The 25,366-nt window shown below is 52.5% G+C and carries 32 protein-coding genes and 5 tRNA genes; 34 read left to right on the forward strand and 3 right to left on the reverse strand.

The features are described 5' to 3' along the window. The first annotated feature begins 69 nt into the window (after nt 1-69). The 3 genes from ACQRCJ_RS01815 (at nt 70) to ACQRCJ_RS01825 (ending at nt 3,462) form a co-directional block, all read left to right on the forward strand. Nucleotides 70-1,716, forward strand: coding sequence for a ThiF family adenylyltransferase (locus tag ACQRCJ_RS01815; protein ID WP_427799231.1), 1,647 nt, complete (start codon nt 70-72; stop codon nt 1,714-1,716). A 1-nt stretch (nt 1,717) separates the two neighbouring features. Beyond that, the gene (locus ACQRCJ_RS01820; RefSeq protein WP_303996364.1) at nt 1,718-2,206 is read left to right on the forward strand and encodes a hypothetical protein; all 489 of its coding nucleotides are present in this window, start codon (nt 1,718-1,720) and stop codon (nt 2,204-2,206) included. Between the two features lie 161 nt (nt 2,207-2,367). Continuing rightward, on the forward strand, nt 2,368-3,462 hold the full coding sequence (locus tag ACQRCJ_RS01825) for a hypothetical protein (RefSeq protein WP_427799232.1): 1,095 nt from the start codon (nt 2,368-2,370) through the stop codon (nt 3,460-3,462). A gap of 270 nt (nt 3,463-3,732) precedes the next feature. On the opposite strand, the gene ACQRCJ_RS01830 is transcribed toward ACQRCJ_RS01825, so the two are convergent. Together ACQRCJ_RS01830 and ACQRCJ_RS01835 are read right to left on the reverse strand one after the other, a co-directional pair. Next, complete coding sequence (locus ACQRCJ_RS01830; protein WP_427799233.1) at nt 3,733-4,341, reverse strand: recombinase family protein; 609 nt, start codon at nt 4,339-4,341, stop codon at nt 3,733-3,735. 75 nt (nt 4,342-4,416) lie between these two features. Continuing rightward, entirely contained in the window at nt 4,417-4,899 is a 483-nt protein-coding gene (locus tag ACQRCJ_RS01835; RefSeq protein ID WP_427799234.1) for a hypothetical protein, read from the reverse strand. A 222-nt stretch (nt 4,900-5,121) separates the two neighbouring features. On the opposite strand from ACQRCJ_RS01835, the gene ACQRCJ_RS01840 reads away from it, so the two are divergent. The 25 genes from ACQRCJ_RS01840 (at nt 5,122) to ACQRCJ_RS01960 (ending at nt 19,767) form a co-directional block, all read left to right on the forward strand. Beyond that, complete coding sequence (locus tag ACQRCJ_RS01840) at nt 5,122-5,643, forward strand: hypothetical protein (RefSeq protein ID WP_427799235.1); 522 nt, start codon at nt 5,122-5,124, stop codon at nt 5,641-5,643. Nucleotides 5,644-5,835: 192 nt separating this feature from the next. Further along, nucleotides 5,836-6,600 (forward strand): dTMP kinase, encoded by a 765-nt coding sequence (locus ACQRCJ_RS01845; protein ID WP_427799236.1) that lies wholly within the window; start codon nt 5,836-5,838, stop codon nt 6,598-6,600. Further along, on the forward strand, nt 6,600-7,043 hold the full coding sequence (gene dut, locus ACQRCJ_RS01850; protein ID WP_168935917.1) for a dUTP diphosphatase: 444 nt from the start codon (nt 6,600-6,602) through the stop codon (nt 7,041-7,043). Before ACQRCJ_RS01845 ends, dut begins: the two co-directional genes overlap by 1 nt. Further along, nucleotides 7,021-7,428, forward strand: a complete 408-nt coding sequence (locus ACQRCJ_RS01855; protein ID WP_303996347.1) for a hypothetical protein — start codon at nt 7,021-7,023, stop codon at nt 7,426-7,428. The genes dut and ACQRCJ_RS01855 overlap by 23 nt, the downstream gene beginning before the upstream one ends. Then, nucleotides 7,425-10,802 (forward strand): anaerobic ribonucleoside-triphosphate reductase, encoded by a 3,378-nt coding sequence (gene nrdD / locus ACQRCJ_RS01860; RefSeq protein ID WP_427799237.1) that lies wholly within the window; start codon nt 7,425-7,427, stop codon nt 10,800-10,802. Before ACQRCJ_RS01855 ends, nrdD (ACQRCJ_RS01860) begins: the two co-directional genes overlap by 4 nt. A 68-nt stretch (nt 10,803-10,870) precedes the next feature. After that, nucleotides 10,871-11,032, forward strand: a complete 162-nt coding sequence (gene nrdD / locus ACQRCJ_RS01865; RefSeq protein ID WP_205906076.1) for an anaerobic ribonucleoside-triphosphate reductase — start codon at nt 10,871-10,873, stop codon at nt 11,030-11,032. 57 nt (nt 11,033-11,089) lie between these two features. Continuing rightward, a complete protein-coding gene (nrdG, locus tag ACQRCJ_RS01870) occupies nt 11,090-11,587 on the forward strand; it encodes an anaerobic ribonucleoside-triphosphate reductase activating protein (RefSeq protein ID WP_427799238.1) in 498 nt (165 codons plus the stop codon). 31 nt (nt 11,588-11,618) lie between these two features. Beyond that, nucleotides 11,619-12,083, forward strand: a complete 465-nt coding sequence (locus tag ACQRCJ_RS01875; protein ID WP_168935911.1) for a hypothetical protein — start codon at nt 11,619-11,621, stop codon at nt 12,081-12,083. 152 nt (nt 12,084-12,235) lie between these two features. After that, nucleotides 12,236-12,604, forward strand: coding sequence for a hypothetical protein (locus tag ACQRCJ_RS01880; RefSeq protein WP_427799239.1), 369 nt, complete (start codon nt 12,236-12,238; stop codon nt 12,602-12,604). A gap of 104 nt (nt 12,605-12,708) precedes the next feature. Continuing rightward, nucleotides 12,709-14,064 (forward strand): ATP-dependent DNA helicase, encoded by a 1,356-nt coding sequence (locus tag ACQRCJ_RS01885; RefSeq protein WP_427799240.1) that lies wholly within the window; start codon nt 12,709-12,711, stop codon nt 14,062-14,064. Between the two features lie 29 nt (nt 14,065-14,093). Continuing rightward, nucleotides 14,094-14,495 (forward strand): hypothetical protein, encoded by a 402-nt coding sequence (locus ACQRCJ_RS01890; protein WP_427799241.1) that lies wholly within the window; start codon nt 14,094-14,096, stop codon nt 14,493-14,495. A gap of 60 nt (nt 14,496-14,555) precedes the next feature. Next, nucleotides 14,556-15,023: a hypothetical protein gene (locus ACQRCJ_RS01895; RefSeq protein WP_427799242.1), complete on the forward strand. Its 468-nt coding sequence runs from the start codon at nt 14,556-14,558 to the stop codon at nt 15,021-15,023. A 221-nt stretch (nt 15,024-15,244) separates the two neighbouring features. Next, nucleotides 15,245-15,320, forward strand: a tRNA-Thr gene (locus ACQRCJ_RS01900). Between the two features lies 1 nt (nt 15,321). Continuing rightward, nucleotides 15,322-15,412, forward strand: a tRNA-Ser gene (locus ACQRCJ_RS01905). Nucleotides 15,413-15,429: 17 nt separating this feature from the next. After that, nucleotides 15,430-15,505, forward strand: a tRNA-Gln gene (locus ACQRCJ_RS01910). Nucleotides 15,506-15,520: 15 nt separating this feature from the next. Further along, nucleotides 15,521-15,597, forward strand: a tRNA-Pro gene (locus tag ACQRCJ_RS01915). 6 nt (nt 15,598-15,603) lie between these two features. Then, nucleotides 15,604-15,679: transfer RNA gene (locus ACQRCJ_RS01920), tRNA-Ala, on the forward strand. A 59-nt stretch (nt 15,680-15,738) separates the two neighbouring features. Continuing rightward, nucleotides 15,739-16,305 (forward strand): DUF4406 domain-containing protein, encoded by a 567-nt coding sequence (locus ACQRCJ_RS01925; RefSeq protein WP_427799243.1) that lies wholly within the window; start codon nt 15,739-15,741, stop codon nt 16,303-16,305. 381 nt (nt 16,306-16,686) lie between these two features. Continuing rightward, complete coding sequence (locus ACQRCJ_RS01930) at nt 16,687-16,863, forward strand: hypothetical protein (RefSeq protein ID WP_427799244.1); 177 nt, start codon at nt 16,687-16,689, stop codon at nt 16,861-16,863. Next, the gene (locus ACQRCJ_RS01935; RefSeq protein WP_427799245.1) at nt 16,863-17,216 is read left to right on the forward strand and encodes a hypothetical protein; all 354 of its coding nucleotides are present in this window, start codon (nt 16,863-16,865) and stop codon (nt 17,214-17,216) included. Before ACQRCJ_RS01930 ends, ACQRCJ_RS01935 begins: the two co-directional genes overlap by 1 nt. A 16-nt stretch (nt 17,217-17,232) precedes the next feature. Further along, on the forward strand, nt 17,233-17,481 hold the full coding sequence (locus ACQRCJ_RS01940; protein WP_427799246.1) for a hypothetical protein: 249 nt from the start codon (nt 17,233-17,235) through the stop codon (nt 17,479-17,481). Nucleotides 17,482-17,875: 394 nt separating this feature from the next. Next, nucleotides 17,876-18,250 carry a hypothetical protein gene (locus ACQRCJ_RS01945; protein ID WP_427799247.1) on the forward strand — a complete coding sequence of 125 codons (375 nt, stop codon included), beginning with the start codon at nt 17,876-17,878 and terminating at the stop codon, nt 18,248-18,250. Nucleotides 18,251-18,273: 23 nt separating this feature from the next. Beyond that, nucleotides 18,274-18,597, forward strand: a complete 324-nt coding sequence (locus tag ACQRCJ_RS01950; protein WP_427799248.1) for a hypothetical protein — start codon at nt 18,274-18,276, stop codon at nt 18,595-18,597. Nucleotides 18,598-18,605: 8 nt separating this feature from the next. After that, entirely contained in the window at nt 18,606-19,229 is a 624-nt protein-coding gene (gene rdgC, locus ACQRCJ_RS01955; RefSeq protein WP_427799249.1) for a recombination-associated protein RdgC, read from the forward strand. Nucleotides 19,230-19,242: 13 nt separating this feature from the next. After that, nucleotides 19,243-19,767 (forward strand): hypothetical protein, encoded by a 525-nt coding sequence (locus ACQRCJ_RS01960; RefSeq protein WP_427799250.1) that lies wholly within the window; start codon nt 19,243-19,245, stop codon nt 19,765-19,767. Between the two features lie 92 nt (nt 19,768-19,859). Here ACQRCJ_RS01960 and ACQRCJ_RS01965 read toward each other — a convergent pair whose 3' ends face one another. Next, nucleotides 19,860-19,988 (reverse strand): hypothetical protein, encoded by a 129-nt coding sequence (locus ACQRCJ_RS01965; RefSeq protein ID WP_427799251.1) that lies wholly within the window; start codon nt 19,986-19,988, stop codon nt 19,860-19,862. Between the two features lie 150 nt (nt 19,989-20,138). On the opposite strand from ACQRCJ_RS01965, the gene ACQRCJ_RS01970 reads away from it, so the two are divergent. From ACQRCJ_RS01970 to ACQRCJ_RS01995, 6 genes are all read left to right on the forward strand, one after another. Next, entirely contained in the window at nt 20,139-20,510 is a 372-nt protein-coding gene (locus tag ACQRCJ_RS01970; RefSeq protein ID WP_427799252.1) for a hypothetical protein, read from the forward strand. Nucleotides 20,511-20,661: 151 nt separating this feature from the next. Continuing rightward, nucleotides 20,662-21,312, forward strand: coding sequence for a hypothetical protein (locus ACQRCJ_RS01975; protein WP_427799253.1), 651 nt, complete (start codon nt 20,662-20,664; stop codon nt 21,310-21,312). Then, nucleotides 21,272-21,709, forward strand: coding sequence for a hypothetical protein (locus ACQRCJ_RS01980; protein WP_427799254.1), 438 nt, complete (start codon nt 21,272-21,274; stop codon nt 21,707-21,709). The genes ACQRCJ_RS01975 and ACQRCJ_RS01980 overlap by 41 nt, the downstream gene beginning before the upstream one ends. A 178-nt stretch (nt 21,710-21,887) precedes the next feature. Further along, entirely contained in the window at nt 21,888-22,145 is a 258-nt protein-coding gene (locus ACQRCJ_RS01985) for a DUF1653 domain-containing protein (protein ID WP_427799255.1), read from the forward strand. 11 nt (nt 22,146-22,156) lie between these two features. Beyond that, nucleotides 22,157-23,209 carry a hypothetical protein gene (locus ACQRCJ_RS01990; protein ID WP_427799256.1) on the forward strand — a complete coding sequence of 351 codons (1,053 nt, stop codon included), beginning with the start codon at nt 22,157-22,159 and terminating at the stop codon, nt 23,207-23,209. A gap of 462 nt (nt 23,210-23,671) precedes the next feature. Then, nucleotides 23,672-24,736 (forward strand): hypothetical protein, encoded by a 1,065-nt coding sequence (locus ACQRCJ_RS01995; protein ID WP_427799257.1) that lies wholly within the window; start codon nt 23,672-23,674, stop codon nt 24,734-24,736. Nucleotides 24,737-25,366 lie beyond the last annotated feature (630 nt).

Here is a 25,366-nt window from a genome sequence, read left to right on the forward strand (position 1 = left end):
AATCTTGGGAGCGGCGTGCATAGTAACATGTACGCCGCTTTTTTGTGAAACAAACAAATGGAGTGGGATATGACACAAACAGAAGTTATGACACAAACAGAAGTTATGACACAAACAGAAGTTATGACACAAACAGGACAGACGACCACAACAATTGAACATGTTACACAAAACGAAGAACAAGTCACATCCAACGAAGAACAGGACGCCGCCTCATTCCTTGAGATGCTTGTAGAGTCTGTATCTGGAACTGTATCTGATTCCTTGCCTGATTCCGAAACCGGCTCCAATGCACAGCGTAACGAACAGCGTAACAAAGATGCCCTGTTCGCACAGGCGTCCGATGCCTACTATGCCGCCCTGCGGGACAAGGCCGTACGCCTCCAGGACGACCCGGAATTCAACATGGACGACGCGGATACGCGCTTTTCCACGGCGCTGAACCTGCGCGCCGTGAAGCAGGCCTCCTGCTGCATCATCGGCGCAGGGGGCCTTGGCAACTGGCAATGGCGCATCCTGCTGTCCATGGGCTTCCGGCAGGTCATCATCTACGACGATGACACCGTAGGTATCGAGAATGTAGGGCCGCAGGCACACAGCATCTTTGACATCGGCCTGCCGAAGGTGGAGGCTGTCAGGCGCGCGGCCCTGCAGTACAGAGGACTCAGTATCGTGGCACGGCAAAAGCGTGTCATGACGCATGCCGATATCGCGGACGATCTCGGCTTTGTCCCGGACATCATCATCGGATGCACGGACAGCGCGGAGTTCCGCAACAGCTTCATACATAAGTTGCGGGAATCCGTCATGGAACACATCAGGAATGGTACCGGCAATACGGTAAGGGACAAACTGCCCCAACTGTTCATTGATTACCGCATGTCCCTTGGAGACTGGAATGCTTACATCATCCCGGCAAGGAACATGGGGTTGTCGGAAAGAGAAAGCTTCAGGGACGCCTCGATGTTTTTCAGCACCTACATGGATGAGGCCTGTTTTCAGGCGGAGGATGCTGTCCAGGAGGCTTGTACGGAGCGTGCGATATCCTACACCGGGGCAAGCGTGGCGTCCTTCACCGGCGCCCTGCTCCACTGGTGGTTCAGTGGCGGGAGGAACGGGTTACTGGAGGATGGAAACATGCTCTACAAGGAATTCCTCCGTACAGGCGGCAACACGAAGTTCACCTGGAAGATGTCGTACAGCTCCAGGGACTGGGAATCCGTCACGCCGACACGACGCGAGCTGTTCCTTGAGAGGAAACTGGCCGAGGAAAGGGGCAGGCTGAATGCCGCGCGGGATGAACTCGAAGCCGCCCGGGATGAACTTGAAACCACGCGCTGTGAACGCGAAGCCGCCCGGGGTGAACTTGATTTGCTCAAAGCAAGGCTGGACGCCGCGCAACGCCAGATCGACAGGCTGAGTTCCACCCAGATGACCGCGGAAGAGCCAGCGGTGGAAAACTTGTCTTCCGTGCCTGAGGATACGGTGTCGGTCCCCGTACAGGTCACGTCGCAGGAACTTGTGGCCGGAGACAGGATAAACCTCGGTGTTCCCAATGAGGATTACACGGTCCTCGCCATCGGAAGACAGCTCAGGCTGAAGGATCTTGCCACAGGGGAGGAATTCCTGTGCAGGCACTTCGCGCATCCCGTCATCAGATATACGGAAGAAAGTTGGGCACCGGTAGAAATGACAAACACCAGAGGAGAAGCCTGATATGGACTATCTCGTGTACGTTGACGGTCTGTGCAAGCGAAACGGCAGCAGTGACGCGGAGGCCGGAGGAAGCTTCGCCGTATACAGGCTCGAAAAGGGCGAAAAAGTGGATGACAGTCTGCATGTCCGTCTGGCCAGGCGAATGCCTCTGTATCATGACAGCGAGTTTGCCGTTGTTGTCTCCGAGCAGGAGCAGGCAACGAACAACTACGCCGAAGCGGTGTCCCTGCAGACGGCCATTGCCTGGCTCATATCCGGCGGTCTGCTCGTTCAGGGAAACACGATCCACATATGCATGGACAGCCAGCTTGTCCTGAACCAGATCGTTGGCATGTACAAAACGAAGAAAATACACCTCAAAAAGATCTACATGTCGATATATGACATGCTGGACAAACACAGCAAAGCCATAGGAACCAATGCCGAGAAGCTCATCGCTTTCCACTGGATCAGTGGTGACGTCATGAAAGCGAGCGTTATCGCGCATTAGCAAAGGCAGGCTCTACGGAGCGTTGGATAAAACGGGGCCGGCGGACATATTCCGCCGGCCCCTAAACATTTTTCGGGAGCCGGGCAATCTGGTTACGGCAAGAGCCTGCAAAAAATTAACAGACAAATGGAGATGCTATGCTGAGAACGGACGAGAAATATATGGAGAAAAATACGGATGACGACAAGGAGCGGCTGAGCAACCCGTATGTCGTCTGTGTCCACCACGGAACGGATCTTGACGGATGGACGTCGGCGGCCCTGGTGCAACGCTGGGCCGAAGAGAATGGCCTGATGCCGTTCTTCTTCCCCATGAACCATGATGCTCCTGTCCCTTGCAGGGAGATCATCGAGAACTTCCGGCCAAGATACTTCATCGTGGCTGACTACTCCCTGACCGTCAAAGAATATAGAGAGCTGTGTGACACCCGTGTCGAATGCGACGTACCGTTCGACTTCCTCTGGTGTGACCATCATGTCTCAGCGGTACGTGACTGGCACAAGGAAGCGATATTCCTCGACGACGAATATGCCGCGTTCGAACAGGGGGACTTCCTGCACCGCAGGCTCATGCCTCTTGTCGGGGATTGGCATTCCCAGCAAGAGCATCACCTGAACACCAAAAACCTTGTTCTCCTCGGAAAACAATGGGCCGGCTGCCGCCTGCTGCACCGAATGCTCTTCCCTGATGAGTGCATGTGTCCTTACTTCATCTTCTTGGCGGACAGGTACGATGTCTGGGACATGAGCGACAAAGATGTCCGTGAGGATGCCGAGGCCCTGCAGCTTGCCTGCAAGATACATGATGTGCGCGATCCCGCGAGCCCGTTCTGGAAGGAAGTCATCTATCCCTCCCAAGAAAAGGCCCACCTTCGTACCAACGAACTGGTGGAGGAAGGAAAGAAGTACAAGGTTTATCAGGAACGCATGAATGCCGAGGTCATGTCCAGCCTTGCCTTCACTGTGGAATGGCATGGGCATACATGGCTCGCGGCCAACACCCTTGGTAACTCACAGATCGCGGACAGTGCTTTCGTTCCGAGCGTCCATGAAGGTGTCCTGCTCTTTTCCTGCCTCGGGCACGGGAAGAAGCCCTGGAAGGTCTCCATGTACAGCCATGATTCCCTTCCGGAGGAAAAGAAAGCCTCCCTGGACTTTTCCGTCATTGCAAAGGAATATGGTGGAGGAGGACACCCTGGCGCCTGCGGATTTATGTGCGACTGGCCGCCATTTCTGGAAAAAATTGACAGGTGTTGACAGAACGGCAGGTTACTGGCATCTTGTCTTTAACAGGACACCTCCATTGGTCCCAATGACTCCATCCATCGGGTCTGATGACACGCCTGTGCTGCTTAAGACGTCAGGCATACCCCAACGTAGTAGCACATAATCTGACGTCACGGTTCCCATTCCCTTTCGATAAGCCCCCCGCGTACCGCCTGCGGGGGGCTTATTAGTTTGCATATAATCTACCTAAATCAAGATAAATATGCCAAAAATGCGCTTACCAGTTTCCGGCCCAGCCTGTCATTCTTCTCCGGTCATGCCACCACCCGTTTTGGCACTGCTATTGCCAAGCCTGCTGTAAAGGGTGGATCTTGGTACGCCAATTTTTTTAGCTATCCTAGCAAGCGGGATACCCAGTTCCACATCCTGACGTACACGCTCGATAATCTCTTCCGGGATGCGCTTCGGGCGGCCGAGGTGTTTTCCGGAGGACTTCGCGGCGTTGATGCCTTCCCTCTGCCGCTCGCGTATCAGCGCACGTTCAAATTCGGCAAATGCCCCCAGCATCTGCATCATCAGCCGGCTCATGGGGTCGGCGGCCCCCTGCTCTTTTGGGGCAAACCGCATGTTTTCCTTGTGGAATACTATGCTGATCCCCCTGTCTGTCAGGGAGTCCACGAGTTGCTGCAGGTGGAGGAGATTCCTGGCCAGGCGGTCTATGCTGTGGACGTGGAGCGTATCCCCCTCACGCAGATATCCAAGGCAGGCATCCAGACCGGGCCTGTTGCGGCAATTGCCGCCAAGGTGATCTTCGAATACCTTGTCGAGATGTATGTCGGAGAGCTGCCTGGCCGTATTCTGGTCCGCTGAGCTCACGCGTATGTATCCGATGTCTGCGCCAAGTGCCATGCTGGGTACTCCTGTTGCATGGCGCCAAAAGTACCTGCGCATGGCTGTTTAGGCAAGCTGTGCCTGTTCTAATACCTACCCTGCGATCACACGGATGCTTCCATCCCCGTTGCCGAGGGCATCCATGACGTCGATGTGCGTCCACGTCATGCCGGGAAAGTATTCGTATCTGGCCAGCAGCTTCCAGGGCACTGCCGCATCGTCAGTACGGTCGCGAAACCCGGGCTTCGTGCATCCTGCAGCGACAAATTCTTCGTAAACTTCTTTCGGTGAGCAGTTTTTGCAAAGAAAATCGACAGCTTTTCCTACCTTGTGCGGTGAACAGGCGGCGCCGGTCGGCGTGTCAAACACGCGCAGCCCTGATTCCTTGCGCGGGCCCCCGGCACCCCAGTTGTTGATGGTGATGGGACCGAACTTGTCACGCAGCTTGTCGATGGTCCGGAGAATGCGCTCGTCGAGCATCACCCACAGCTTGTCGACACCACCACGTTTGCTTGCGAAGTGGTACCAGTCAGGGCACACCAGTTCCTTGATGCCGAAATACTTGCATGTGTACACGGGCCGTACTCCTGGGAAGATTATTTTGCCGTATTCCTGTTCTAACCCTAAACATTGGGACCGGGCAGGGCAAAAATTGAGGAAGCCCGTTGTTATAAGATGGCGGTTCACGAAGAACCTAGCGGTTCACGAAAAAACCTGATGGTTCACGAAAAACCTGATGGTTCACAAAGGACCGCATTGTATATTTTGCCGAACATATTTTACAGAAGGAGGTAGGCTATGGCTGCTTATGCAAACAGATCGGTCAGGGAAAACCGGGAGGTGAACATGGAGGGAAAAGCGGCTGACACCGGCGACAGAGGGTATGACTTCAATGATGCCTTCAACCGTCTGTGTGAAGTGCTCGGTGCGGGACGGCAGGTGTCTGTCGGGAAGATCCTCGGTGTAAGCCAGCCGTCCATCTGCTATGCCACGAAACGGCGCTGCATCCCGACCACTTGGCTCCTGCAGCTGGCGACGTGGGGCATCAATCCGGAGTGGGTCTTGAGAGGCGCACCCAACAAACCTTATCTGAAGGCGACGGACGAGGCACCGTCCACCGGCCCGGCCGCGGAGACCGCCGGTGTCATGGCCGGCATGCGGAACAGGGATGGTGATACCGTGGCCCCGGCAGAAGGCATGACACAGGAGGATCCGGAGTCCGCCGGGTATCAACCTCTCGGCGGGATCGTCAATGTGCAAATAACAAACGAAAATGGTATGATTATCGGCGAGGCACAGCAGCGCTTCGAGAGTATCTAGCGCGTCGAAAAGGTACACCTTTTCGACACACTCCATATGGGGTGTCGAAAAAACCCAAAAACGGCACTATGACACTTTTGCCGGTAAGGTCTCAGACCTTACCGGCATTTTTTGTTTGTACCGGGCGCTGAACCTTGCCGGTGACGCGCCCAATCTCTGGAGAGTTTTTTGCAACGGAAAAGGAGAATGGATATGAGTATCCTTACTGATAAAGTTGGAATTAACGTGCTCCTCGAAGGCGTCGACGGCGCCGGCAAGTCCACAGTGGCAAATTTGCTTGTGGACAAATTCGCCGAGCATGGGTTCGAGGCCATCATCGTCAAAGCCCCTGATGAACGCTTCCGGGATCTCCTCTCCCGAAACAGCTTCTCACGTCCCGGCAAGGTGCTGCTCTACGCTGCCGACATGCTGGAGTCGTGCAAAAACATCGTCGTGCCTCATCTGCGGGAAGGAAAGGTCGTCATCCAGGACAGGTCCGTCCTGTCCACGTTCGTCTACCAGCGACTGATTGATCTGGAAGGTGGTGATGACTTGGAGTCCTCCGTGCTCAGAGAGATCCTCGACCGCGTCAACGATCTGATGATGCAGTCGGAGTCGGGGATCCGCGCCGCGGTGCTGGTCGCATTGCTGGATGTACCGGCGCGTGTGGCCATGAAGCGGTCGGCAGCACATGTGAAAGACGAGTACGAAGAGGCGGAGTTCGAAGAGTGGGCACGCAGGGTGCGTTGCTACCGTGCGCTGTCCGACACGGTCGACGGATTCAGGGTCGACGCCATGAGGCTTTCCGCGGACGAAGTCGCCGACAGCATCCTTGAAGAAGTCCTGCGACGCTATCACATGATGACGGCAAACAGTACCGGCAAGAACGACACCGACAATAACGATACCGGCAATAACGATACCAGCAAGAACGACACCGGCAATAACGACATCTGCCGACCTGAAGGAGACGCCTGATGGGCGACATCAACCTCAGATACAAGAAGACACACCCCGACGCGGCCATCCCTGTCTACGCCAAGCCTGGAGACAGCGGGGCCGACCTGTTCGCTGTCGACGACTACCTCATCCCGCCCCAGGGCACGGTCAAAGTCGAGACCGGCATCGCTTTCGAGATCCCGCAGGGATTCGAGATCCAGATCCGTCTCCGCTCCAGCGTGGCCATGCATACGACCCTGGTGATGCCCAATGCGCCGGCCACCATCGACAGTGGCTACCGCGGGCCTGTCGGCATCATCCTCTTCAATGCCGGGACAAAGTACGCCGTCATGGTGAAGAAGGGCGAGCGCATCGCCCAGGCGGTGCTCTGCCCTGTAGCGCACATGAATCTTATCGAGACAGATGCGCTTTCAAAAACCGAGCGCGGGGAGGGTGGTTATGGCCACACAGGACGCTTTTAAGAACGAGATGTCGGAGGAGAACCTTGTCGATGCCGGACTGGCCGCGATTTTCGGGTGGACGGACATCGAGCAGACGGACTTCGGGGCTGTGGTCGGAAAATCTCCGGAGACCTGCTGCACGGAGAACATACCGAGACCTTCGAAGAATATCGCTTCATTCAACACCCTGCTCAAACGGGCGGTCAAGGAACGCAAGCTGAATATCCGGCTTGCCTGGGATGACGGGTTCTTCGTCCAGGCGGATGACGGCGTCTATGTCGCCACGGATACGGAGCAGAGTCTGCTCAAGGCCGGGGCATCCGCTATCCACGCGGTCCTGTCCATGTATGACGACGTTCCGGCGGCACAAAATACGGAACATACAGAAAACGGGGAAGAATTGTGATCTACAAAGTGATCAAGCGGGACGGCACCGAAGTCCCCTTCGAAGCATCCAAGATCGAGGACGCCATATGCAAGGCGGCGGTCGCTTGCGGCCTCAATGACGAGGTATCACGGTCCGTGGCCAGGGATGTCACCTGCAAGGTCGAAGACCAGCTTGAACTGGTCCGTGCCGACAGGGCCGACATCGAATCCATCCAGGACCTTGTCGAATCCTCCCTTATCGAATCCGGCTACGGCGCCGTGGCCAAGGCGTACATCCTGTACCGGCAAAAGCGTACGGATGTGCGGGAAAGCAGGTCGCACATGATGAAGACCATGTTCGACCTTACCTTCCGGGACGCTGTCGAGAGCGACAACCAGCGCGAGAATGCCAATATCGATGCCGACAGCTCCATGGGGACCATGCTCAAGTACGGCAGCGAGATCGCCAAGGAATACTACCTGAAGGAGATCATCAATCCGAAATTCGCCCAGGCGCACCGGGAAGGCCGGATCCACATCCATGACCTGGACTTCTTCGCCCTGACGACGACCTGCACGCAGATCGACCTCGGCAAGCTCTTCGAAAAGGGCTTCCATACCGGGCACGGCTACATCCGCACGCCCAACAGCATCGGCTCGTACGCCTCGCTGGCGTGCATCGTGATCCAGGCCAATCAGTCAGACCAGCATGGCGGCCAGTCGATCCCCGCATTCGACTACTACATGGCACCGGGCGTAGCCAAGACCTTCCGGACGACGTTCCTGGAGTACGGGAAGCTGGAAGGCATCGTGACCACGGAGAACATTCGCGAGATCGAAGAGACCTTCAATGACCGTATCGCCCAGGGGGTGACGGTCCTCGACCGGACGACCCAGCTCGTCATCCGTTCGAAGGTGCTCGCGGGCGATGACGGCAAAGAGATGCGCTTCGTACGTGTCTGGCTCGCCGCCATGGAGAAGACCCGAAAGGCGACCTATCAGGCCATGGAGGCCCTCATCCACAACCTGAACACCATGAACTCCAGAGCCGGTGCCCAGGTGCCGTTCAGTTCCATCAACTACGGCACGGGGACATCGCCTGAACAGCGCATGGTGACGGAGGAATGCCTCCGGGCCCTGGATGCCGGACTGGGCAATGGGGAGACCTCCATCTTCCCCATCCATATATATAAGGTAAAGGACGGCGTGAACGCCAAGCTGGGAGACCCCAACTACGACCTCTTCCAGCTGGCCTGCCGGGTATCGGCAAAGCGCCTGTTCCCGAACTTCGAATTCCTGGACGCGCCCTTCAACCTGGAGTTCTACAAGGAGGGCGACCCCGACACGGAAGTGGCTACCATGGGTTGCGTTCATGGTGATTCCGTTGTGACATATCGTCTCAACGGCATGACCTATGTTGAGAGCATAGCTCGTCTGTACGACAGGATTGCGGACATCGTACCGGCACAACAGCGCGGCAAGTCCGAATACATGCCAACGTCGGAGATCGACCTCAAGATATGGGACTCCCACAGCAATGCTTTTGTGTGTGTCAAAACCGTCTTGCGGAACAGGGATGTCGATAACTGGCGTAAGGTAACGTATGCCAATGGGCGCATCCTTATCGCCACAGGAGATCATCCTTTACCTATTGACGGCCGTGGTCGCGTGTTCGTTGATGATATCAAGGCAGGCGACATCGCGCCTATTTCTACATATGTGCCTGTGCCAAATGCCGACGAAATTGACGAAGACCTTGCCTGGTTGCTTGGTGTGATCGTCTGTGATGGATGCCTTCTTAGTGGAACGCCATCAGTCACACTTGGTATGGATGAGTATGATGTGACATCAAAAGTTCTCGATGTGGCAAAAAAGCTTCCAGGATCAGAAAACAGAAAAATAAAGACACACACAAGGGGTGAAAAAGGAAACTACTACGAAGTTATGCTTGGTGCTTCTGAGTGCGAAAGCTGCCTTTGCTCATTGTTTGAAGGTGCTGAAAAGAATAAGAGGCATATTCCTCAGTCTATATTCAACTGCAAAAGAGAGCAGCGTATTGCATTCTTGGCAGGTATGATAGATGCTGACGGATATATCAACAAGCATATTAATAGTCGCGGTACTGGACTAAGGATACAAATAGGCAGTGTGAACCGTGAGCTTGCTGTGCAGCAGGCTATGCTCGCACAAAGTATTGGTCTGCAGGCGAAGATATATGAAACACGTTATAATAAAGATAACCACAAAACAACATTTCGGGTTGAGTTTGCTGCTTCATCCGAGATTATCAATGCGCTTGCTTGTGGTAAAAAGAAAAAAGCTGCTGAAGCAGCTGCTGCCTACCCACTGTGTCCTACCGTCCCAACACTCAGCAGGATCATGAACATCGAGAGTATCGACATCGACGCCCTGAGCTATGATGTCGAAACCGAGAGCGACTACTTTGACGTGAACGGTGTCGTCAGCCACAACTGTCGTACACGCGTTATGGCCAATATCAACGGGCCTTCGACCACGTCCGGTCGAGGGAATCTGAGCTTCACGACCATCAACCTGCCGCGTCTGGCCATCGAGGCCAGTAACGAAGCCAACCCTGGAAATGGGGACGGCGCGACGGCGGGGGCTGTCTACGCCCTGTTCATGCACAAGCTGGATGAAACGCTCGACCTCGTCATCGGCCAGCTCCTGGAGCGCTTCGAGATCCAGGCTGAACGGCATGTGTACAATTATCCCTTCCTCATGGGGCAGGGCGTCTGGATGGATTCGGACAAACTGAAAAGAGAGGACACCGTGCGCGATGTCATCAAGCACGGGACCCTGGGGATCGGCTTTATCGGCCTTGCCGAAGCCATGAAAGCCATCTTCGGCAGGAACCATGCGGAGTCGAAAGAGGTTTGGGATCACGCCTACAAGGTGGTGGAACGCATCCGCAATCTTTCTGACCAGGCGACGAAAGCGTATCATCTCAACTTCTCGGTGATCGCCACGCCGGCTGAAGGACTCTCCGGGCGTTTCGTCCGCATCGACAGAAAGGAATTCGGTGAGATCGAGGGCGTGACAGACCGCCCCTACTACACGAACTCCTTCCATGTACCGGTGTATGAGCAGGTGGGCGTGTTCCGAAAGATCGACCTTGAGGCGCCGTTCCACGCACTCTGCAATGGAGGACACATCACCTATGTGGAACTTGACGGAGATGTCTCGAAGAACCCCGAAGCCTTTGAAGAGATCATCACCTACATGCGTCATGCGGGCATCGGTTATGGCAGCATCAATCATGCTGTGGATTATGATCCTGTGTGCGGGTACACTGGCATCATTAATGATGTCTGCCCTCGTTGCGGACGACGTGAAGGAGAAGGTATCGAACTGAGTCGCCTGGAAGAACTTCGCCGCCAGAACGGCGGAAAGTAGATCCCAAGGAGGCCGTTATGCCGGATAAAGGAAATGTGCCCGGCAAAGAACATGTACCGGGCGCGAATATGGCAAGTGGCAGAAAAACAGATGGTGCTGTTGTGGGCACAGGCGTGGGATTCAACAGGATCCGGCGCATCACAGGTTACCTGGTCGGTGACGTCAAGGCACGCTTCAATGATGCGAAACGGGCTGAAGAGCACGACCGCGTAAAACACGGAAGCCTGTAGCATACCGGGGCAGGGGGCACTCCCCTGCCCCGTTCTGTTTGAAGGAGGATGATAACAATGTCAGGTCTCAGGATAGCAGGTATCGTTTATGACTCCATCGTCGACGGGCCGGGCTTGAGGACAACTGTCTTTCTTCAGGGATGTGGCAGGAACTGCAAAGGGTGTCATAATCCGCAGACACATGACTATTCTGGCGGAGAGCTGATGTCTCTTGAAGAAACATTCAGTAAAATAACTGCCACTGTGTGTAAAAATGTTACATTCAGTGGTGGGGAACCTTTTGATCAGGCAGATGAGCTTATCAATCTTGCTATCCTGCTTACTGTTCACGACTACCATATTATGGCCTATACAGGTTATACATTTGAAGAAATAGTAAACGACTATGATAAGCTCGCTCTGCTTCAGTACATCGACATACTTGTCGATGGCCCATTCATAGAGGAACAAAAAACAACATCGGCTTGTTATAAGGGGTCGAGTAACCAGCGTGTGATAGATGTATCCGAATCTCTCGCACAAGGTGCTGTCGTTCTGTCTCCATGCGACAGCTAAACAGGCCCAAACAAAACCAAATGGAGAGGTTATGGCCTTATACAAAGACCCTTCCGAGCAGGCCATACACTGTCCGGACAGAGGGTATCAAAAGCCGCTGCTGGGATGCCTGGCATGTAAAAAATTCCCTTGTGCGGCCATGAACGACGAAAGGATGACCGTCCTTGAACGGTCTCCTTTCGTACAGACGGAATTCAACGGATTCTTAACGAGGAGGAAGAAGGTGCTCCTGTTCCATATGACGGATGGTTCCTACAAAGAAGCCCCAAGGGGCTTCGATGTGGACAAACCTGATCTCGGCATGCTTGAGGATGTCGAGGAAGTCCTGGTGGTTGGAAAGGTCCTGGTAAAACAGATCCGTCTCGTTCCCAGGCCGAAGGAGGAACGGGCACAGATCAGGACGGCGATGTCCGAAGGTCTTGCCGCACAACAAAAACCGGGCATTGAGCCCAAAAAGCAGGCAATGAAAAATCAAAGGAAACGAAAAGTGGCGTAATACGCTGATAATAATTGATAACCATAGATAGCACAGCGCGAGCGGCCGGGTATGTGAATGCCCGGCCGCTCCTTTTTTCTCTCAGATACTGAACGAGCCCAAAAATCAGGGCAAGTTTAAGTATCGAACATTTTAACCGGAGGTATCTTCAAATGCAAAGCGAACAGACGCAAAGCGAACAGACCAGGCTGTCCATCGACTCCGAAACCATCAAGGAGATCGTCGACATGTTCATGACGGTCAGGCAGTTCATCCCCCTGATCGAACCTGTGGCTGCTTCTGTCCTCACCACATATCGGGACATCAAGGGAGGCGAACATACCAACGAGCTCCTGACGGAATGGAAAGACGATTTCCTCGGATTCTGCTGCCGGATGAACGAGATCTGCATACAGCAGGACATCAAGGCCATCAACGCCTACAAGGCCGCCGGCATTTCGGAGGACAATGCCGTTGCCCTGCGCTGCGCGCGCGCCGCCCGCAAGATCCCGGAAATCAAGATCAACGCGAAAGCCCAGTAGGCGGCGAATGCCATACACAGGCACGTCAACAGTTACGTCCATAGCACTGAAAGCCGGCATCACTGCCGGCTTTTTTCGCACAAGGAGCAACAAAGGAGCAACACATGTCCCTGACAGTACAAGACACGAAACAAGACAGGCAACTTACCGATATGGACCTTCTGGAGTTCGAACGCGGCGTCGGGTTCGAGGCTCCCGACTTCATCATTGCCGCGGCACAGAAAGACAACGCTGACGACATCCGCCTTACCGACAGCCAGCAGGTGATCCACGATGCGCTTGTGGATTTTGCCCTGTACCCGGGGGACAGATGGTACATCGCCATGTCCGGATATGCCGGCACCGGCAAGACGACGGTCATCAGCAAAGCCGCGCAACGCATCCTGGACGAGGATCCCGAAAAGCGCATCCTGTTCTGCGCGCCTACAGGAAAGGCGGCGCAGGTGATGAAGTCCAAGCTTACCTTCCTCCGGCACGGCTGCACGGTGGGGACCATCCACTCCGCGATCTATACCCTCGATACCACAAAGAAGAACGGCCCCCGTGAAGAGCTGGTCTTCAAAAAGAAGTCACAAAAGGTACTCCCCTACGACCTGATCATCGTGGATGAAGCTTCGATGCTTACGGAGAAGGTCTTCAACGACCTGCTCTCCTACAGCATCCCCGTCATCTTCGTCGGCGATCCCGGCCAGCTCCCACCGGTGGAGGGAAAGCCTGTCGACATCCTGCACACGACGCCCTTCGTGCTGACGGAGGTCATGCGGCAGGCCCTGGAGAACCCCATCGTGCAATGGGCCACGGACGTACGCGGTGGCGGGGCACTGCCGTGGACGCCGGTCCCCTGGTCAGAGGATGAGAAGTGCATCCGCATCAGGATGTCGTCCGCGGCAGGGCGGGGAATGCTCAGGGGATTCGCTGATGACGCCGTATCTGGCAAGGCGGCCATCCTCTGCTGCAAGAACAGCCTGCGGGTGAAACTCAACGGGCTTGTCCGCGCGGCCGCCGGCTTCTCCGGCAAACTTCCCATGGTTGGAGAGAGGCTCATGTGCCTGCGGAACATGAAGGGCTTCGGTCTTTATAACGGAAACACCTACACCGTTTCCCGTATCGAGGAGTGTGCCAACGACGCCTGCTACAAGGTCTGGCTCGATGACCGGGAATACCCCGTCATCGCCTGGGCCGGGTGCCTGAATTGCGCCGACGGCATGGAAATGGGCCGGCGTCTCAAGATAGACAGCGCGGACATCCGCGTTTGCCTGTTCGAGGAGACATGCACACAGGAAGAAGCCGCCATGTTCGACTTCGGCTATGCGTCCACCGTCCACAAGGCCCAGGGCAGCGAATGGGACAGTGTCCTGTTCTACGACGACCATTCGCTCAAGATGTCGGAAGCCGAGTACAGACGCTGGCTCTATACGGGCATCACCCGGGCGAAGAATGAACTCTGCATCCTTGCGTAGGACATCATTTCGCAGGAGGTATCACATATATGGAAAAGAGCTATGTAACTCTTGAGCAGCATGTCTGCCCCGTCTGCCTGAAAACGTTTGATACGGGAAATCTGCTGCTTGATGACAAACTTCGTGATGTGTTTAAGAAATATACCGTTACCGGTTACGGGCTGTGTGAAGAGCACAAGAAGGTAGTCGAAGACGGCTATGTGATTCTTGTCGAGGTGAGGAAACGTCCCCAAAAAGGACAGGACCCGTACAGAACGGGGAATGCGGCCTATCTCAAACGGCATGTCGCGAAAGACATCTTTCCGGACATGGATGTACAGGACGTCGCTTTTGTCGAAATTGGTGTACTGGACAAGCTTCGTGAAATGCTCGTCGTTCAGGATGACGAGCATGGTGAAGATAATACTGACGCAGATATTCACGAAGAATGACAACGTAAAGACGACCAGAGGAGATAAAACAAACTAACTGAAAACACATTTGGGCGTGTAATGGCTGATTACTATACTGAATTAAGCGTCGAGATCTTCCAGAAGGATGTTGACTTTCCTCTTGATGATCTCTACGCAATCCTGACGGCTATGGATGAAAATGACTTCAACAAGTTGCCAGAAGTCTACAAAAATACCTTCCCCGAAAACTTCGACAATGACGATTACTTTGAGGGAATGCTGGGAATCAAGGTCATCAATAATCCTGACTCCTTGTGGTTATACAGCGACGGAAGTCCGAATATCGAACTGATCGTGAACGCGGTCCAGGCGGTTATGCGAGAGCATAAATCAAAGTGCTCTGTAGGATTTGAATGGGGATATACCTGCAGCAAGCCGCGTACTGACGGCTTCGGAGGCGGAGCCGTATTCATCACGAGGGATTCCCAGGACTGGCTGTCGACGCAAGGCTGGCTCGCCGGAAAGCGGCAAGACTTCCCAAAGACAAAAGACCATGGTGAAAAATAATGCGAAAATATTGCCCGCCATACGGTGGGCAATATTTTTTCCGCAAACGCTGAACAACCGGGAAAATTCCGGCAATATGGAAGTATCCGCGTCCGCGTCCGTGACGGTCCTGTGAAAAGCCGCCTCGTTGTGTAGGTTTCAGGTGTGCAGCCCAGTATCAGGAAAAGGCAAAACGGCGCCAAAAAGGTTAAGGCCGGGCGGATATGCGCCCGGCCAACCACGCCGGTGTGGCTCAATTGGCAGAGCAGCGGATTTGTAATCCGAAGGTTCGGGGTTCGAGTCCCCGCACCGGCCCCACGGAAGGGTGGCAGAGCGGTTGAATGCAGCGGTCTTGAAAATCGCCGGCGGTGTGATGCCGCCCGTGGGTTCGAATCCCACCCCTTCCGCCAAGACAACACATCAGGACCGAGGCGTAGCACAGGGGGTAGTGCACATGACTTTGATTCATGCGGTCGCAGGTTCAACTCCTGCCACCTCGGCCATTACGTATATATCATCTGGGCGTAGCACAGTTTGGTAGTGCGCCTGCTTTGGGAGCAGGAAATCGTCGGTTCAAATCAGGCCGCCCAGACCATCTCCCGGGGCCATAGTTCAATTTGGGAGAACGCTGCCCTTGCACGGCAGAAGTACGGGTTCGAGTCCCGTTGGCTCCACCACCCGCTGGACCAACCAGCGAATTCATTTCCAAAGTCACATGGATAACCAGGAGGAGAGTATGTCTTTAAAAGCAATGGTATCTCAGCCTATGGCTGGAAAGTCTGAAGAAGAAATACTCGCTACACGGGACAAGGCCGTCGCTGCCCTTAAAGCCGCGGGCTACGAAGTTGTTGATACATACTTCGATGATGAATGGTACGCCCGGCAGAGTATGCAGGAACGTGGGGTAGAAAATATTCCCCTCTATTTTCTTGCAAAGTCATTTGAGAGCATGGCTGGGTGCCATACTGTCTATTTCTGCAAAGGATGGGAAGATACTCGCGGATGCCGAGCCGAACACAGGATAGCAAAAGAGTACGGCATCAAGATCATTTACGAAGAGCAGCCTGAAGCAGAATTTTCTGAAGCGGAGCACACTCTTCATGATGAAAAACGATATGCCACTGCCTACTGGACTGCTGAAGACCTCATGAGTGATGCAGCAGAAGGTATTATTGGGACGAAACTCAGTCGTGAGGAGGCAGAGGCCCTTCTTGAAGATTTTGAGGAAATTCTCCAATCACGCATGATCGAAGCTGGGTGGGATATTATTGATTTTGCTGTCAATCATGATGAGCAATATTAATATGATAGAAAATATATTTGGCTGACCTAGATTCATATTATCCAAATGTGAATACGCATTCGATTCTGTCCTGTCGAAGTTAGAAACAAAGGTTGATAATGAGACAGGCAGGACATGGATGATATTTCTTCTCATCATTGAATTTATGGCATGCATCTTGTGTACTGTAGTGACCGTATGTCAGACTATCGCAAGAGTAGGCAGATTCGATGTAAATATATTTGTCGCCATTTGATGTACGGTAATGACGGTCATGCTATACAACATAATTTTGACCTTTTGCGAAAGTGAGGCGTTGAGGAAAGAAGGAGATTGGCGAGAAGGAGCCAGCTGGCGAGAAAAAGAATCCTGCAACAAGTGATATCAAACTAGAGGTATATCATGCCTAAATACATGGTATCAGTAGAGCCAATAGCGATACTGTCTATGAGAGAGTACATCATCGAAGCGGACAATGAATGGATGGCTAAGGACTTCGCTGCAGAAAGGTATATGCAGGAAGCTGGAGGCCATCTTGAGTTCGACTTTGATGTGGAAAAACTTGAGGATGATTGTTGATGAGAACCTACATACTGTATCCAGCAGAGTTCGATGTCGATGCTAATTCGAGCCTGGGAAAGAAATATAGTATGCGTATTGAGGCTGCTGGAAAGATTTTGGAAGCACTTGGACATCAAACAATCGTCAGAAAACTTGTCAATAATTCAGAGCAGATGCGGAGCTATTCTGCAAGGATGAAATATTTAGGAGAATGCATAAATGAGATGTCACAATGTGATGCCGTGATCATGCTGCGTGGATTTGAAGCAGGAACACCCCCATGGTGGGACACGATACGCCGTATACCTGAAACTTTCCACCTGAAAAAATTTGAATCTGAAAGAGAGATTCTAGACTTCCTGAACATTTAAGTGAACGGAATAATCTATGTACATTCAGAAACACCAATGGGTGGACTATTTTCCATCTACTGTGTCAGCACAAAAATTCTTTGAATCCATATGCACCCCATACGGATTCTTAGGAACTACTGAACTTCCAGGCCTGCTTGCCTTTCGAACAACTTTTCGTGAGGCCTTGCTGGACTGGATGAAGGTAGACGGCTCTGAAGACGCCAAGAGGTGGCTGATCGTTTTAGACGATGCAAATACTGATGCCAAGAAAACAACTTCATAGGTCGAATATGCGCACAACAAAAACATATATCTTGCAATGCAAAGAATGTGGTACAGACTTTTCTCCGCGTGCACATAATCAGCTCTTTTGTTGCAAGAGGTGCGCGTGGCGTAACCGCAGACGTCTGGAAAGAAAAAAAGAGCAAAGCATGCGACCAGAAATCAAATGCCTGGTCTGCGGAAGTGTCATACCGCCAGGAAGCCGAAGAAGATACTTCTGTTCCCCAGAGTGCGCCAAAAAGCAGCGGCAGGAGTACATGAAAAGTAGAAGGCGACGTTAGTAGACGTCGCCTTTTTTGTGCGGTTTTCGCGGGGGATCTTCGTGATCCCCCTTATTTTTCGCGGTGCGTTGCTCAATATGTATGAAGCGCATCCAGATAAGAAGGAGCCTTAGGATGACCTTAGATGAAATAGCCAATCTCGCGCTGGTTGCTGATAAATGCCAAAAAGATGGGTCACCGATCGCCCTTGAAGCAGAAAAAGCAATAAGGCGCCTCGTAAGCGGTATTCGTGACTCAAGGAATAAGGGTATCGCACTCAAAAGAGAATATAGCAAGATAAAAAGGTCCTATGACAACTTGTATAATGTATTCATGGATAACAGGGTGCGAATTTTATCCGCAGACGGATCAATGTATTGCCCAAACATAGAAGGGTTCAGTTCATGCTCTGAAGAAGGAACATGCTTGGGGAAATATAAAGATTGTAGTGAGTGTCACAAAGAAGCTGCTGCGTATATTCTTCATACGTTAAAAATAATACACAGGTAATGACAAATTATCATGGAGGAGCTATGTACGATAGTGATTTCTTACATGAAAAGTTTCCTAGACCAACAAATGATGAAGAACTTCTGGAGCGCGAAGGGGATGTATATGACTTTTTTAGAGAAAGATTCCCAAGAAAGCTTGATACTATCGATAAGCACATGGATGCACTTGCAAAACATTTGCGCGAAATACAAAAGGTTTTTCCTGATGCAAAATATGTAATCGATCAACGTGGGTATGTCTCTCTGATTCTTGGTGCTCTTTGCACAGAGGATGACCCAGTCCCAAATACATGTCTTCGGGTGTACGACAACCTTAGACTGCGGATAGCACTTTATGTCGTGTAGGAGAAATCATGAACATCATAGGAAATAGTTCTAGTTTTACTCGTTTCAAGGTCATTGACCAAGTCCCTTTGGAATTCTGGGGGCAAATCTCTGACAAGCTGCGCCAGTTTGCTTTCAGGGATATTGATGATCTGCCTGAAATGAGGACGTATGGATGGGTATGTTTTGAGGACATGCTGGACTCCGAATGGCGGACAGCCCCACCGCAGAAAGGTGAGTATCTCGTTTTCTCACTGCGCGTAGATACCAGGCGCATACCACCAGCTATTATCAAGAAGCACGTTGAGCTGGCCATCAGAGCCGAAAGAGAGCGCGTGCACGAGCAAGGCGGTAGGTTTATTTCTCGCGAGCGTAAAAGAGAGCTCAAAGAGCAGGTCATCCTGCGTTTACGGCAGCGTTTCCTGCCGGCGCCGGCAAAGCTTGATGTCGTGTGGAATCCGGAGAAAAACGAGATCTGGTTCGCCTCAACACAGAGGAAGATGATCGATTTGTTCATGGACATATTCCTCAATTCGTTTGAGCTACACCTCGAGCAACTTACCCCATACAGTCTTGCGGAGTCACTGCTAGAAGCTGATCTTATGGATCAACTCGACAGTATCGAAGCCTCCGAATTTACCACTATTTCCTGAACTGGAGAAAGATATGAGTGCCGTTTGTTTGGACTCGAAAGATACGATTCTTGGCCAGGAATTTCTCACTTGGCTGTGGTTCCAGAGCGATACAGCACCTGGCGCATTTGTAGATAAGGACGGGCATCCATTCTCCGTGTCCATGGAACAGCGGATCGTTATCCAGGGTGGCGAAGGTGATGCAAAAGAGACGGCTACGGTCGCCGGAACGCTCTCCCCTCTTCGTGAAGCCCGTTTTGGGCTTGGCACAGGGAAGAAGGTCAAACGTGCTTTGATAAGAATCGAGCAAGACGAACTCGCCTTCCAGTTAACAATAGGTGCTGAAGACTTTTCCTTGGGTGGATTCAAGACTCCAAAAGTTGAAAAACCATCTGAAGGTGATGACCCGGATGCCACCATTCTGGAGAAATTTTACCTGATGGAAGTGTGCCTCAACCTGTTGGACTGTCTGTATGATCAGTTTCTGAAACTCAGGATATCAGAAGAGTGGCAAGAGACGGTTCAGGATATCGTGGATTGGGTACAGCGTGGGGAATAGCTAGGGGGCAGAATATGGCATCTCGGTATGACTCATGTTGTTACGCGATGAGGGACACAGATTGGGTGGAGGCTATTCAATGGCATAGGAACTCAAAAGAATCCTTCAATAAGATACAGGATTTCCTTGGTGGCGGATTCAGCATGCACGTAGATGAAGATGGATGACTTTTCATAACGAAACGCCATGAAGGTACAGTAATCGAAAAGACGGTATGCCATCATGTACCGCCAGAGTGGATCATTCTCAAAACAAGGGGAAATCATCTTATTGTGTGCACTGTAGAGGCACTTGAGGACGCTTTTTATGCGACTGGCTGCTAGTTAGCAGTAAACAATGGCGGCTTCTTGCTAAGGTAGAAGAGGAGCTTTATGAATATATATGCTGTGTTACAAGATGCGAGAAATGGAATTTACCCTGTGCTGGTGAATGTACCTGCTGGAGATGTAAACGAGAAGACTACTATTCATGCTACCTATCCGTTTGGGTGGGAGGAGTACGCAGGAGTAAATAAATTTGGGCGTTTCATCCCCATAGAAAACAATGATACTGTGCATAGCCTCGTGATTGAAATCCTTCTGTTACGTGATGTATTGAAGAAAGTATTGAACGCAACAGACAAAACACTAAGTTGCTGCGCATATGACTCTGGCAGGATTCCATTTGATATAGAAAGTCTATATGATAGCGACTCAATCAGTATCATATCAGATGGCAGGATCAAAAAAATTTTGAAATCATAAATATCTGTCGTTCCACATGGAGCGAAGAGGGAAATATTTTCGCCAGTAATGGTGGCGAAAAATAAGGGGGCGTTTTTGCGCCCCCTTATTTTTTGTGCGCCAGACGGCAATATCCACAAGAGAACAACACCGAAGCAGGAGGTATGCATCTGTGTTGGAGACAAAGAGATGTGAATGTAGCGGGACGCCGACCAAAAATCTGGAACTGATCCTGAAGGATGCCGGTGTGGTGCGCTGCAAAAAATGCGGCCGTATCTGGACCGAGAAGGACAGGAACCTGGTCGACGACCTGCCCTGCGACCTTGGCCCTGTCGTTTTTCCGACGGACGCTGAACAGCATACACGGGCCACCATGACACTGACCATGTTCGATGCCCTCATCAGGCGTTTTCGCGAGGAGCTGGAAGCAAGCGACGCCGACGCGGCCATCATGGAGCATCTGAAAAAGATGGATGACACCGTGACGGCCCTGGCGGACTCCATCAGAAAGAAGCACCTGTCGGTTCGCGCGAAGAAGGCATTCGATGGGTTCGTGGACATTGCCGGCAGCCTGTATACGCTCCCGGAGAATGGCTACGACAGGCTGAAGAGCTGGGTGGCTTTGTTCTGCATGGCCGACACCATGCTCTGCGGTGTGCTCGCGCGCTGTCCGAGATATGCGAAGCAGCGTACCTGGCGGGATTTGTACGCCCTGTCTGACATATGGGTCGATTCGTGGCTGGAGAGCTGCCCAGGACAGGATGAAGAAGGAGAGAAGATGTATGAATACGTTTGGGAAAGAATTCCGGAACTTCGCGCTTAAGTTCGGCAAGTTCACGATCTGGAACAGAATCGCCATCTACCTGGAATTGTATAACTACAGTTATTCGGAATTCGCGGACAAGGTCATCAACGGAATCATTGCCGGCGGCGAGATCGTGCCGGAGAAAAGTGACAAGTACCAGCTGTGCGTCAGGTACAGAGGCTCCGAATACTACGTATGGATCGAGAACCTCTGGTACGCGGCCCTCTGCTCTGTGAAAAAAGGTGAGACACAGACGGAGGTGTACGCCCAGGCACGTCCGTCACGGAAAACCATCGTGGCCTTTTTCAACTGGCTCGATGCCTGGATCCAGAAGAACATGGATGGTATCATCAGGGACGAGCTGAAAAGTCGAAAATACGCCATTGAGGATTTCATCGAAAATGACATACTCTGAGTTTGTAGAGCGCACTATCAGTGTCCTTGAACAGATTGACCAGTTGGCAGATATTGCGGAAAGAAGTAGCAATAACAGCAAAAAGATGGAGACAGCTTGCATGTGGCTGAACATGGCGGCAAGGCATGTTTCCAAATGCATTGAAGACCTTGAAAACTAAAATATATCGAGGAAGTCCATGAGATCGTTTAATCCTGGGGACATTGTATGTCATTTCAAACGACATATGGTCGATAATCCAGTCACGGAGTATCTCTACCAGATCGTCGGCATCGCCACACATAGCGAAACGCGTGAACAGTTGATGGTCTACAAGGCACTATACGGTGAAAAAGGCCTGTATGTTCGTCCGCTAGCCATGTTTCTGTCTGAAGTTGACACTGAAAAATACCCGGAAGCTAAGCAAAAATATCGCTTTGAGCTTTTCAAGGAATAAGCGGAGTGTCTATGGCAAAGAACCTCATCCTTTTTGATTTCAACAACCTGGCCCATCGCTGTATACACCAGCGTGGACTTGGCTGCGGAGCCGACCAGAGATCATGGGACCTGCTGGCCTACATGATCTTCACCATCATGTACGACTTCGTCATCCAGTGCACAGAGCAGTTTGAGCCGGGCGACACCGTGGATGTCGTCCTGGCGCTGGACAGCAAGGACGGCTACTGGCGCCGGGACCTCTACCCGCCCTACAAAGCCGACCGCGCTGAAAAGCGCGCGGCCGACGGCATCGACTGGCCACGTGCCTATGCGGAATTCGACAGGCTCACGGACGCGGTGGGCGGCTTCACTCCGTGGAAAGTGGTCCGCGCCTCCAAATGCGAAGCTGACGATGTCATCTACACCCTGAGCCAGCTCCATCAGACTGAGCACCCGGACAGTGTCGTCATCATCCACAGCGGCGACTCGGACTACCTGCAGCTGGTCTCCGACAGTGTGCTGCTCTATTCTCCCATGCAAAAGGAGTTCGTTGACTTCCCGCACATCTGCTCGCTGTCAGGCGGCAAGGTGCTGTGCGAGTCGGCTGCGGAGTATCTGGAATACGCCGTCATCACCGGCCAGGGTGGCAAGGACAATGTCTACAACATCAAAACGCCGACGGACTGGGACACGTCCGCAGGCAAACGCAAGCCTGGTTGTGGTGTGGCCGCGGCCCGAAAAATGATGGCTTCCATGGAAGGGTTGGAAGCCTGTCTCAGGAACAATGGCTTGTGGGAGAACTACGAGCGCAACAGGCAGCTAATCGATATGCGTGAACTTCCCTCCAGGTACATGCGGGACATCAGCGATGCCTACCGGGGCATGAAGGCCGGACAGTGTGATATGGACGGCCTGCTGTCCGTGTATGTCTGGCCTTCCGTGCTCATCGAGAAGGAGTCCTACGCGGCAACGCTCGACTTCCTGGCATTCGGTGAGTCTGGGGAGGACGCCGGAAAGCCGGAGAACGCCGGAATATCGGCGGTGCACGGTGAACTGTCTGACGATCCTGCGTTCTTCCTGTAGGCTGGCCGCACTCCTCCTCCGACTTTGGGTGGGGGAGGAGTGCGCAAAAATATTTAAGTTCAAAAAAATCAGAAAAATTGTATTTTTTCGAACTTAACTTTCATGGGCTCTTGGGCTAAAAAGGAAAAAAGGACGGAGTTCGTGAAAAGAAAAGTCTAAACGCTGCTTTTGAATTGGAAAAAGAGGCTTTACGGCGCGCTGGGTAAAAAGTGGAATCAATGTGCGCTCGCGCAGTCTGAATGTCTTCAGCCGGAAGTATGCGCCGACATATAACACACGATTTTCTCTGAAGAATTTTGGGCAGGTCGATAATCTTCGTTCCGTACCGTTGTACGCGGCTTTTTGCATATAGCGTCTTTTGCAAGATTTCGGCTTATGGCAAAACAGCGTACCATCTGTCTGACTGCCTCACCGACCTCGCTCCGCATTGCTTTTTTAGCCTGTTGCCGCTAGTGTCGGCGCATGAGTAATCAAAACAGGTCCCTGGAACTCACCGCCGAAGAACGGAAGTACATCATGGAGCACAACCCGGCCATGCTGGACGGCATCCTGGCCGGGAATGCCGTCGGCCTGGCATACCTGGTGCGTATCAGGGGTATACTCTATGGTAATAGTGGTGATCAGTCGGGGAAGAACGACGCGACGCCGGCAACGTCCGCCAAAACGAAGAATGCCAAAAAGCAGTGGTTCGGCTACCCTACGGACATCACCCGGGTTTCTCCCTTCTTTCCGCTCAACCGGCAGGAAATGGGGAAAAACAGGCGTTATTTCGAAGACGTCAAGATCGTCGACAACTCGTGGGGCAGCATCCATTACACAGGGCCGCAGCTGAGCATCGTCGATGAGGACGTCTTCGTGGCGCTCATGGTGCTCATCAGCGGCAACCACAAGCATATCCATGTCGTGGACGACAAGACGACATTCGAGTTCAAGGGAAGCGCGTCCGACCTGCTTCGCACCATGTATCCAAGTGACCGTCGCCCTTCCAAGAGCGACTACACGCGGCTCATCGACTCCCTCAACCGCATGATGGCAGCCGTCATCAAACTGAGTGTCGTCAGTCAGGTCGACAGTGACGGCAAACCGATGAAGCAGGTCTTCCTGCGTCACATGCTCGAATACGCCAACTGGGACGAAGTGACCAAACAGCTCGAGGTGCGGGTGAGCCCCTTCTTTTACCTGGCCTACACCCAGGGCAACGTGACCTACCTGGACTCCCTGAGCCGCTACGACCTGAGCGGTTCGATTTCGAAAGCCATGTACCGCTTCATCCAGAGCCATAGGGAAAAATACTCAGGCGGATATATGGTACTGGCCGCGGCCCTGAACATGAACCTCACACAGCCAAGGAAAGAGATCCGCCGCAAACTGCGTGATGGCGTCACCGAACTCGTCAAAAAAGGCATTTTGACGGAGGAAAGCGGATTTTCGGAGCATGACACCGACATCATCATCCTTGAAAAGGCGAAGCAAAGAGCTGTGAAGGGCTCTGCTAAAGAGGCTCCACGGCAGCTTAAACTGGCGTAGCCAAGCTTCGTGTTGTGGGCCACCTGACAGGCAAGGCGGGACGAAATGTCCCGCCTTTTTTCGTTCGTGCTATGGGTCACCGCATTTCGTTTTTTGGACCACCATCAAAACCAAAGTTTCGTGTTATGGGCCACCTTTTTTACGCACGATCATCGAAAACATCGTGCGCCGGCTCTGTATCCTGAACGTGTTATGGACCACCAGGTCTGCAAAACTGGCTACCGCCCCCTCGTGTTATGGACCACCACAGTCAGAGAGCGAAAACAGGCAAAATTTCGTGCCATGAGCCACCATCTTCGTGTTTTTGGCCACCGTTATTTCGTACTATGGGCCACCCAAAGTAATGCCAGCTATCGGACATCATTGACGATACCGACTGGTATGCCAAACAGGACAGCTTCCTGACAGCTCGTGTTATGAGCCACCCCGGCATTTTTTGTCGTGTTATGGATCACCACTTTCGTTTTATGGATCACCCTGTACGTGTTATGGGCCACCGCCATACGTGTTATGAGCCACCAAACTGCCCATGATTTCGTGTTTTGAGCCACCGTTTTACGTGTTATGGGCCACCAGTGTTCAAGAAACATATGGAAATAATTGAAGAATTTCCAACTATATAGTCATTGA

This window comes from Desulfovibrio sp. SGI.102, assembly GCF_050314315.1.
GTDB lineage: Bacteria > Desulfobacterota > Desulfovibrionia > Desulfovibrionales > Desulfovibrionaceae > Desulfovibrio.

Excerpts from the sequence above, each read along its gene's own strand:
- ACQRCJ_RS01820 (WP_303996364.1), top strand. The coding sequence starts at position 1,718 with ATGGACTATCTCGTGTACGTTGACGGTCTGTGCAAGCGAAACGGCAGC.
- ACQRCJ_RS01995 (WP_427799257.1), top strand. The coding sequence starts at position 23,672 with ATGAGTAATCAAAACAGGTCCCTGGAACTCACCGCCGAAGAACGGAAG.
- dut (WP_168935917.1), top strand. The coding sequence starts at position 6,600 with ATGGGCGACATCAACCTCAGATACAAGAAGACACACCCCGACGCGGCC.
- ACQRCJ_RS01980 (WP_427799254.1), top strand. The coding sequence starts at position 21,272 with ATGAATACGTTTGGGAAAGAATTCCGGAACTTCGCGCTTAAGTTCGGC.
- ACQRCJ_RS01945 (WP_427799247.1), top strand. The coding sequence starts at position 17,876 with ATGACCTTAGATGAAATAGCCAATCTCGCGCTGGTTGCTGATAAATGC.
- ACQRCJ_RS01895 (WP_427799242.1), top strand. The coding sequence starts at position 14,556 with ATGGCTGATTACTATACTGAATTAAGCGTCGAGATCTTCCAGAAGGAT.
- ACQRCJ_RS01855 (WP_303996347.1), top strand. The coding sequence starts at position 7,021 with ATGGCCACACAGGACGCTTTTAAGAACGAGATGTCGGAGGAGAACCTT.
- ACQRCJ_RS01965 (WP_427799251.1), bottom strand. The coding sequence starts at position 19,988 with ATGGCATACCGTCTTTTCGATTACTGTACCTTCATGGCGTTTCGTTAT.
- nrdD (WP_205906076.1), top strand. The coding sequence starts at position 10,871 with ATGGCAAGTGGCAGAAAAACAGATGGTGCTGTTGTGGGCACAGGCGTG.
- ACQRCJ_RS01990 (WP_427799256.1), top strand. The coding sequence starts at position 22,157 with ATGGCAAAGAACCTCATCCTTTTTGATTTCAACAACCTGGCCCATCGC.
- ACQRCJ_RS01875 (WP_168935911.1), top strand. The coding sequence starts at position 11,619 with ATGGCCTTATACAAAGACCCTTCCGAGCAGGCCATACACTGTCCGGAC.
- ACQRCJ_RS01985 (WP_427799255.1), top strand. The coding sequence starts at position 21,888 with ATGAGATCGTTTAATCCTGGGGACATTGTATGTCATTTCAAACGACAT.
- ACQRCJ_RS01970 (WP_427799252.1), top strand. The coding sequence starts at position 20,139 with ATGAATATATATGCTGTGTTACAAGATGCGAGAAATGGAATTTACCCT.
- ACQRCJ_RS01840 (WP_427799235.1), top strand. The coding sequence starts at position 5,122 with ATGGCTGCTTATGCAAACAGATCGGTCAGGGAAAACCGGGAGGTGAAC.
- ACQRCJ_RS01960 (WP_427799250.1), top strand. The coding sequence starts at position 19,243 with ATGAGTGCCGTTTGTTTGGACTCGAAAGATACGATTCTTGGCCAGGAA.
- ACQRCJ_RS01885 (WP_427799240.1), top strand. The coding sequence starts at position 12,709 with ATGTCCCTGACAGTACAAGACACGAAACAAGACAGGCAACTTACCGAT.
- ACQRCJ_RS01935 (WP_427799245.1), top strand. The coding sequence starts at position 16,863 with ATGAGAACCTACATACTGTATCCAGCAGAGTTCGATGTCGATGCTAAT.
- ACQRCJ_RS01890 (WP_427799241.1), top strand. The coding sequence starts at position 14,094 with ATGGAAAAGAGCTATGTAACTCTTGAGCAGCATGTCTGCCCCGTCTGC.
- ACQRCJ_RS01830 (WP_427799233.1), bottom strand. The coding sequence starts at position 4,341 with ATGGCACTTGGCGCAGACATCGGATACATACGCGTGAGCTCAGCGGAC.
- ACQRCJ_RS01880 (WP_427799239.1), top strand. The coding sequence starts at position 12,236 with ATGCAAAGCGAACAGACGCAAAGCGAACAGACCAGGCTGTCCATCGAC.
- ACQRCJ_RS01950 (WP_427799248.1), top strand. The coding sequence starts at position 18,274 with ATGTACGATAGTGATTTCTTACATGAAAAGTTTCCTAGACCAACAAAT.
- ACQRCJ_RS01815 (WP_427799231.1), top strand. The coding sequence starts at position 70 with ATGACACAAACAGAAGTTATGACACAAACAGAAGTTATGACACAAACA.
- ACQRCJ_RS01825 (WP_427799232.1), top strand. The coding sequence starts at position 2,368 with ATGGAGAAAAATACGGATGACGACAAGGAGCGGCTGAGCAACCCGTAT.
- ACQRCJ_RS01940 (WP_427799246.1), top strand. The coding sequence starts at position 17,233 with ATGTACATTCAGAAACACCAATGGGTGGACTATTTTCCATCTACTGTG.
- rdgC (WP_427799249.1), top strand. The coding sequence starts at position 18,606 with ATGAACATCATAGGAAATAGTTCTAGTTTTACTCGTTTCAAGGTCATT.
- ACQRCJ_RS01925 (WP_427799243.1), top strand. The coding sequence starts at position 15,739 with ATGTCTTTAAAAGCAATGGTATCTCAGCCTATGGCTGGAAAGTCTGAA.
- ACQRCJ_RS01845 (WP_427799236.1), top strand. The coding sequence starts at position 5,836 with ATGAGTATCCTTACTGATAAAGTTGGAATTAACGTGCTCCTCGAAGGC.
- ACQRCJ_RS01930 (WP_427799244.1), top strand. The coding sequence starts at position 16,687 with ATGCCTAAATACATGGTATCAGTAGAGCCAATAGCGATACTGTCTATG.
- nrdG (WP_427799238.1), top strand. The coding sequence starts at position 11,090 with ATGTCAGGTCTCAGGATAGCAGGTATCGTTTATGACTCCATCGTCGAC.